The sequence below is a fragment of the Streptomyces sp. NPDC043878 genome, from assembly GCF_056435735.1.
The window spans coordinates 136,766-143,775 of sequence record NZ_JBWKDW010000026.1 but is presented as its reverse complement, the minus strand read 5'-3'; the positions used below and the strand labels follow the sequence as shown (position 1 = coordinate 143,775).

Sequence of the window (7,010 nt, the reverse complement as noted above, 5' to 3'; positions counted from 1 at the left end):
CCCCCCCCCCCCCCCCCCCCCCCCCCCCCCCCCCCCCCCCCCCCCCCCCCCCCCCCCCCCCCCCCCCCCCCCCCCCCCCCCCCCCCCCCCCCGGGCTCAGGCCAGTCCGCCCACCAGCCGGAACGCCGAGTCCGCGCGGAACTGGTAGCCGGACTGGTAGGAGTCCAGCTCCAGCCGGAAGTTCTGGTGGCGCAGGAACCGGCCCGGGTAGTTCACCGACTCCAGCATGACCGTGCCGGAGGAGCCGGGGCGGGCGCAGAAGGTGGCGTCCTGCCGGAACAGGGACGAGCCGTCGTCGCTCTCGGAGCGCAGCACGAAGTTGCGGTGGCGCAGGTAGGTGCCGTCGGCGGTGGCGAAGGAGTAACAGGACGCGTCGGAAAGGCCCTTGACGAGCGTGAAGGTGGCGTTGCGCCGGGCCGGCGCCGAATCGATCCGGTCGAGCTTCACATAACCGCCGCTCACGTCCCAGTAGCGGTCGGGGTAGTTGACCGACTGCACGGACCTGGACATGCTCTGCGGCTTCGGCCGGGACGAAGTGGCGTGCGCGGACGGCGACTTGGACGTCTTCACGGGGGACGGGGACGCCGACGCCTGCGGCCGGGGCGCGGCCGAGGTGGAGTGCTCGGACGGCGACGGAGGGGCCTTCTTGGTGCTGGGCGTCGCGGTCCCGCTCGTGGAGGCGGTGGCGAAGGAGATCAGGCCCGGCACGGTGGCCTCGCCGGAGGGGGCCGTGCTGCCCGCACCCGACACCTTCTCCGGAGCCCTGTTCATCAGGGCGACCGAGGCGGCGCACGCGATGATCGTGGCCAGCGCGAGCGCGCCCGCCAGCCACAGCCGGCGGGTCCCCGGGGCCCGGGAGGTGTCCGGTACCCAGCCGTTCTCCCAGGGCTGCTCCTGGGCGGGCCGAGGGGTCTTCTCTTGCATGCGCTGATCCTTTGGCGGTGCCCATGGCGAATGTCCGCGGCTGCGACGGCCCGTGTGTGAAAGGTGAAGCAGATGGAAGAGTAGTGGACGGTGGGAACTCCAACGAGCCTTTTGCGAGAGCGGTTTCCCCCTTGTTATCTCCGGTCCGCCCGCGGGGTCGGCCAGGTCGTCGGCCGGTCGCGTGGGCGCCTTCTCCGGACGCCGTTGTCCACGCTCGTACACAGGGGATACCTGTTGCTCGGCGTCGCCATCGCCGCCGAGGCGGCCGCCACGACCGCCTGAAGTACACCGCGGGCTTCAGCAGACCCCTGCCCACGCTGCTCACCGTCCTCGGCTACGTCGCCTCCTTCGTGCTCCTCGCGCAGGCGCTGAAGTCGATGTCGGTCGGCACGGCGTACGCGATCTGGTCCGGCGCCGGCACCGCGGCCATCGCCATGATCGGAACGGTCTTCCTCGGGGAGGGCATGACGGTGGCGAAGGCCGCCGGGATCGCGATCATCATCGTCGGTGTCGTGGTGCTGAACCCGGGGGCGCGCACTGATGCCGCGCCGCCACGACCCCGGACGGCGGCAGCGGATCATCGACGCGGCGATCCGGGTCGTGCGGGAGAGAGGCCTGGCCGGCCTCACCCACCGCTCCGTCGCCGCCGAGGCCGATGCGCCGCTCGGTTCCACGACGTACCACTTCGCGACGCTACGAGCTGATGGTCGCCGCGCTGCGGCAGGCCGGTGAGGGCTTCGCCGGCCTCGTCGCACCCCACGGCGCCCCGGCGGACCCCGGCACGGACCCGGCCACCGAGCCGGCGGTCGCCTGGGCGAGTGGCTCGGGGGTGACCGCGCCGGCGTCGAGCTGGAGTAGGAGCTCTACCTCGCCGCGCTGCGCCGCCCAGCCCTGCTCCCCGTCGCCGCCGAGTGGGCCGAGGACCTGGCCGGCCGGCCCGCCCGGCGCACGGACCCGGTGACCGCCCGGGCCCTGGTCGCCCTGATGGACGGCATCTGCCTCCAGGTCCTCCTGACCGACGGGACCTACGACGAGACGCACGCACGGGAGGCACTGTCCCGGGTCGTTCCGCCACGGACACCCGCGGGCCGGACGGGTACGCGGGCGTCGCCGACCCGGGCGGGTACGCGGGCGGGGCGAAGTGGGCGGGGCGGTCCGGAGAGTGACCCCGGCCCCGGGCGGGTGAGCGGGTGCGGCGAAGTGGGCGGGGCGGTCCGGAGAGTGACCCCGGCCGGATCCGCGATGGACTCGGCCCTCACCAGCCGCCCCTGGGGGACGGGGCCACCCGAGGCCCGGCACCTGAGACGGGCGCACGCTGGTTCGCCTCGGTGGGGCTCGGCCGGTTAGGTTGCCCTCATGACCGACACGACTGCACCTCGCACCACCGGCGCCGTTGCCGCCGGGCTCGCCACGATCACCGCCGACGGCACCGTCCTCGACACCTGGTTCCCCGCTCCCGCGCTGACCACCGAGCCCGGCCCGTCCGGCACTGAGCGGCTGTCCGCCGACCGTGCGGTGGAACTGCTCGGTGAGGGCGCCGCGAAGGCCATCGGTCCGGACGCGCGCCGCGGCGTCGAGGTGGTCGCGGTCCGCACGGTCATCTCCTCCCTCGACGAGAAGCCGACCGACGCGCACGACGTGTACCTGCGGCTGCACCTCCTCTCGCACCGGCTGGTCAAGCCGCACGGCCAGAACCTGGACGGTGTCTTCGGCTTCCTGGCCAACGTCGCCTGGACCTCGCTCGGCCCGGTCGCCGTGGACGACGTCGAGAAGGTCCGCCTCAACGCCCGCGCCGAGGGCCTGCACCTCCAGGTCACCTCGATCGACAAGTTCCCGCGCCTGACGGACTACGTCGCCCCCAAGGGCGTCCGCATCGCCGACGCCGACCGGGTACGGCTGGGCGCGCACCTCGCCGAGGGCACCACGGTCATGCACGAGGGCTTCGTCAACTTCAACGCCGGCACCCTCGGCACGTCGATGGTCGAGGGCCGTATCTCGGCCGGCGTCGTGGTCGGTGACGGCTCGGACATCGGCGGCGGCGCCTCCACCATGGGCACGCTGTCCGGCGGCGGCAACGTCCGCATCACCATCGGCGAGCGCTGCCTGGTCGGTGCCGAGGCGGGCGTGGGCATCGCACTCGGCGACGAGTGCGTGGTCGAGGCCGGCCTGTACGTCACCGCGGGCACCCGGGTGACCATGCCCGACGGCCAGATCGTGAAGGCCCGCGAACTCTCCGGCGCCTCGAACATCCTCTTCCGCCGCAACTCGGTCACCGGCACGGTCGAGGCCCGCCCGAACAACGCGGTCTGGGGCGGCCTGAACGAGGTCCTGCACAGCCACAACTGACCCCGGCGGCCTTCGCGAGCGCTCCCTCACCGGTCGGTGGAGGGGCACCCGCTCACATCTGTACGGCCGTCGCGAAGTCCGACAGGGCCGTGAAGTCCTGTTCCCGGAGGCCGATTCGGGGGTCGACGTGGTACAGCAGCGCACTCGCGGGGTGCCGGCCGGCCACGTACACCTCGTCCGCCGGGGTCTGTTCGTCGTCGACCCAGGCGAAGGGACGGCCGGCCGCGTACGCCACGATGGCCTGCGTCTTCCAGTGGACGCCGTCCGGGCGGAGGGCGAACAGGTCCTCGCCGAAGTCGACGTAGGGGAGTTCGGGCAGGCCGACGACGGGGGCGATCCAGCGGTTGGCCGCGTCCATCCACGTGGTGGCCCAGCACAGGTCGTAGTCGAGGGCGAGCAGGGCGGGGCCGTGCGCGGGGTTCAGCCACACGCGCAGGGGTCTGCCCGGGCGGACGGACGCCCGGATCGTCGTGTAGCCCTCGGGGCGCCGCTCCGGCTGTGCGGCGTACGGGTTCAGAGGGCCGTCGACGTCGAGGAACAGCAGCGGACGGCTCACGCGGCCACCGTACGGCAGGGGTGAGGCGGGCCGCGCGGGAACTGGTCCGCGGACAGGGGTGGCGGAGTGGCCGTGTGCTGCAGGAGGGCGACGACGGGGACCCCTGGCGGTGGGAGCCGGGGTTGGCCGCCCGGTGCCCCGTTCACTGGGCGCCGGTGAACTCCGCGTGGACCGCCAGCAGTTCGTCGGTCGCCGCGCGGTCAGCGGGCAGCAGCGGGGGGCGGACCGGGCCCGCGGGCAGGCCCAGTTCGGCGAGGAGGGCCTTCACGGTGACCGCGCCGGGCAGGCCGGAGGCCATCACCGACTCGACGAGAGGTGTGGCGCGTTGCTGGAGGCGGGCGGACCTGCGGGTGTCGCCCGCATCGAACGCGTCCAGTACGGCCCGGAGTTGGGCGGGGACCACGTTCGCGACGGTGCTGACGTATCCGGCGGCGCCGACCGCGTACAGCGCGAGGTTGTGCTCGTCGCAGCCCGCGTAGTACGCCAACTCCGTTGCCGCCAGCACCTTCTGCGCGCCGAGGAAGTCGTAGGAGCAGTCCTTGACGGCCACGATCCGGGGGTGGCCGGCGAGCCGGATCATCGTGCCGGGCTCGATCCGGGTGCCGGTGCGGCCGGGGATGTCGTAGAGCATGAGCGGCAGCCCGGACGCGTCGGCGACCTCCCGGAAGTGGGCCTCCAGCGCGTCCTGCGGGGGCCTGCTGTAGTAGGGGCTGACCACCAACAGGCCGTCCGCGCCCGCCTTCTCGGCCGCGAGGGCGAGCTCGACGGTGTGCCGGGTGTCGAAGGTGCCCACTCCGGCCACGACCGACGCGCGCCCGCCCACCGCCGCGCGGACCGCCGCGACGAGCGCCGTCTTCTCCGCGTCCGTCGTGGTCGGTGACTCGCCCGTCGTACCGGAGAGCACCAGGCCCTCGCAGCCGGCGGACACCAGATGGTCGGCGAGCCGCTGCGCGCCGTCGAGGTCGAGGGCGCCGGTCCTGGTGAAGGGCGTGATCATCGCGCAGAGGGCGCGGCCGAACGGGGTGGCGGAGGAACGGGATCTCGTCATGGGAGCAGTCTCGGCCGGATGACGGTGAAGCTCCACTTAAATGTCCTACGAGGTACGGGTAAGCAGCGCTGCGAAGTCCCGGTCCGGTCCCCTGTCGCATACGGCCCCTCATGGGGCACCATGGACACAACGGTCATCGGCACCTCGCCACGGGAGGCTCCATGAAGCTCGGCAAGGCACTCGCCACCGGAGTCGCGGAGGAGCGGCCGCAGGTCCAGGACGAGGAACCGCGCGCCCCCGAGGAGATCGCGGAGCCGGCGGCTCCCGCACCCGAAGAGGAACCGGCCGCCCGATGAGGCTGCGGCTCCCCGAGGAACGTCCGGCGGAGCCGCCGACCGGATACAAGATCGCCCACCCGGTGCTGTCCCGGGACGGCACCCGGGCCGGGTTCACGGGCGTGTCCCTCGGCGCCGCACGGCCGTACGGCGTCCTGGCCGACGCGTCCTGCGTCTACGGCCTGCGGCACCGCGCGCCGCACCGCCGCTGCGACTGCGGCTTCCACTGCGTGCACGAGCGTGCGGCGGCCGAGGCGCTGCTGTGCACGGCGGAACACCGGACGGCCGCCCTGCTGGAGGTCTCCGTCCTCGGCGCCTACATCCGCTTCGAGCACGGCTTCCGCTACGCGCGCCAGCGGGTGCGGGTCGCGACCGTCGGACCCTGCGCGTGCGGCACGGTCGCCGCCGCGCTGGCCGACGCCGGCTGGGGCAGGCCGGGGCGGCGCGCGCTGGCGCCCTCCTGCGCCGGGTGCGTCCACGGGCGTACGTCCGTCTCGCTCGCCTCCTTCGCCCGGCTCGCCGGGGACGGACTGCGGGTGGTCGCCGGCCGCGGCGGCACGCCCGAGAAAGACGGTACGGACGGGCTCGGTGTTGCCGAACTCGCCGCCGAGGCAGCCCTGTTGCAGGCGCGACTGGACTGGTTCCAGACCCAGCTGGCGCGGTTCGGCGCGAGCGGACCCGGCGGCGCCGAACAAGGGTAGCGGGGGGCCGGCCCGGGTACTCGGATGTTCCGAACCGAGAGGAGGCGGACGCCGTGACCGCGACCGTGACCCCGAAGGCCGCGCGCGACGAGCGCCTTTCCGTGGGCGAACTCGTCGGACAGGCCACCGAGCAGCTCTCCCGCCTCGTACGGCAGGAGGTGGCACTCGCCAAGGAGGAGCTCACCGAGAAGGGGCGAAGGGCGGGGCGCGGCGGCGGACTGCTCGGCGTCGCGGGCGCCGTCGCGTACGCCGGTCTGCTGGCGCTGGCCGGCACGGGCGTCGTCGCGCTCTCGCTGGTCCTGCCGCTGTGGGCCGCGGCGCTGATCGTGACGGCCGTGCTGTTCGCGCTCGCGGCCGTGCTGGCCGCCTCCGGCCGCGCCCAGCTCCGGCGTGCCGCTCCTCCCACCCCCGAGCAGGCCCTCGGCAGCGTCAAGGCCGACGTCGAGGAGATCAAGGAAAGGGCGCACCGATGACGGACAGGTCAGCGGCTCAGGGCACGGGCGCGGACGCCGCACAGGCGGTCGGCGCGAAGGGCCCCGACGAGCTGCGACGGCAGATCGAACAGACTCGCAGTCAACTCGGCAACACCGTCGAGGAGTTGGCGGCGAGGGTCGACATCAAGGGCCGCGCGCGGGCCCGGGCGGCAGACCTGCGGGACAAGGCGGGCGCCATGGGCGTGCAGCTGCGCAGCTCGGCCGCACAGGCCGGCCACACCGTCCACCACCGGGCGCTGCGCGCCGGTCACACCGTCCAGGGCGGGGCGGCGCGCGCCGGTGAGCTCGTGGAACGACGGACTCCGCAGCCCGTCGGCAACGCCGTGCGGTCCGGGCTGCGCGGCCCGAGGCCGGTGCTGGTCGTCGCGGCCGTGGTGGGTCTCGTCGTGGTCGCGGGCGCGATGCGGCGGCACCGCGGGCGGTAGGGGCGGCAGTGGCTGTGCGGTAGCCGCCTGAGCGTCCGGGCGCGGGCGAATGCGCAGTGGTGGCCGTGGCCGCCGGAGCGTCCGGGCGTGGGTGGATGCGGCGGCCCGAGTCGTCATGTGTGGGTGTGGGGGGGGGGGGGGGGGGGGGGGGGGGGAAAAAAAAACCACACAGACAAGCCAGGGGCCGCGGCCTCAAATCCAACAAGAGAAGGAGTAGGAAAGAAGAAAGACGGGGTGGAAG

At 73.9% G+C, this 7,010-nt stretch carries 8 protein-coding genes and 2 pseudogenes; 7 read left to right on the top strand and 3 right to left on the bottom strand.

Annotated elements, in window-relative coordinates; translation table 11 throughout:
* Window positions 1-96: 96 nt before the first annotated feature.
* The gene (locus AC07AZ_RS30610; protein ID WP_478853456.1) at window positions 97-924 is read right to left on the bottom strand and encodes an AbfB domain-containing protein; all 828 of its coding nucleotides are present in this window, start codon (window positions 922-924) and stop codon (window positions 97-99) included.
* Between the two features lie 204 nt (window positions 925-1,128).
* Here AC07AZ_RS30610 and AC07AZ_RS30605 point away from each other — a divergent pair.
* The 3 genes and pseudogenes from AC07AZ_RS30605 (at window position 1,129) to dapD (ending at window position 3,270) form a co-directional block, all read left to right on the top strand.
* Window positions 1,129-1,465 (top strand): annotated as a pseudogene (locus tag AC07AZ_RS30605) (DMT family transporter).
* Window positions 1,465-1,995, top strand: a pseudogene (locus AC07AZ_RS30600) (TetR/AcrR family transcriptional regulator); the annotation flags it as partial. The pseudogenes AC07AZ_RS30605 and AC07AZ_RS30600, both read left to right, overlap by 1 nt.
* Window positions 1,996-2,280: 285 nt before the next feature.
* Window positions 2,281-3,270, top strand: coding sequence for a 2,3,4,5-tetrahydropyridine-2,6-dicarboxylate N-succinyltransferase (gene dapD, locus AC07AZ_RS30595; protein ID WP_478853454.1), 990 nt, complete (start codon window positions 2,281-2,283; stop codon window positions 3,268-3,270).
* A 52-nt stretch (window positions 3,271-3,322) separates the two neighbouring features.
* Here dapD and AC07AZ_RS30590 read toward each other — a convergent pair whose 3' ends face one another.
* Both AC07AZ_RS30590 and dapA read right to left on the bottom strand, forming a co-directional pair.
* A complete protein-coding gene (locus tag AC07AZ_RS30590) occupies window positions 3,323-3,826 on the bottom strand; it encodes an HAD domain-containing protein (protein WP_478853452.1) in 504 nt (167 codons plus the stop codon).
* A 142-nt stretch (window positions 3,827-3,968) separates the two neighbouring features.
* Window positions 3,969-4,874 (bottom strand): 4-hydroxy-tetrahydrodipicolinate synthase, encoded by a 906-nt coding sequence (gene dapA / locus AC07AZ_RS30585; protein ID WP_478853450.1) that lies wholly within the window; start codon window positions 4,872-4,874, stop codon window positions 3,969-3,971.
* A 161-nt stretch (window positions 4,875-5,035) separates the two neighbouring features.
* On the opposite strand from dapA, the gene AC07AZ_RS30580 reads away from it, so the two are divergent.
* The 4 genes from AC07AZ_RS30580 to AC07AZ_RS30565 are packed head-to-tail and all read left to right on the top strand — an operon-like array spanning window position 5,036 to window position 6,769.
* Window positions 5,036-5,170 carry a hypothetical protein gene (locus tag AC07AZ_RS30580; protein WP_478853448.1) on the top strand — a complete coding sequence of 45 codons (135 nt, stop codon included), beginning with the start codon at window positions 5,036-5,038 and terminating at the stop codon, window positions 5,168-5,170.
* On the top strand, window positions 5,167-5,850 hold the full coding sequence (locus tag AC07AZ_RS30575; RefSeq protein WP_478853446.1) for a hypothetical protein: 684 nt from the start codon (window positions 5,167-5,169) through the stop codon (window positions 5,848-5,850). Before AC07AZ_RS30580 ends, AC07AZ_RS30575 begins: the two co-directional genes overlap by 4 nt.
* Window positions 5,851-5,903: 53 nt before the next feature.
* Complete coding sequence (locus tag AC07AZ_RS30570; protein WP_478853444.1) at window positions 5,904-6,323, top strand: phage holin family protein; 420 nt, start codon at window positions 5,904-5,906, stop codon at window positions 6,321-6,323.
* Window positions 6,320-6,769, top strand: coding sequence for a DUF3618 domain-containing protein (locus tag AC07AZ_RS30565; RefSeq protein WP_478853442.1), 450 nt, complete (start codon window positions 6,320-6,322; stop codon window positions 6,767-6,769). Before AC07AZ_RS30570 ends, AC07AZ_RS30565 begins: the two co-directional genes overlap by 4 nt.
* Window positions 6,770-7,010: the final 241 nt, after the last annotated feature.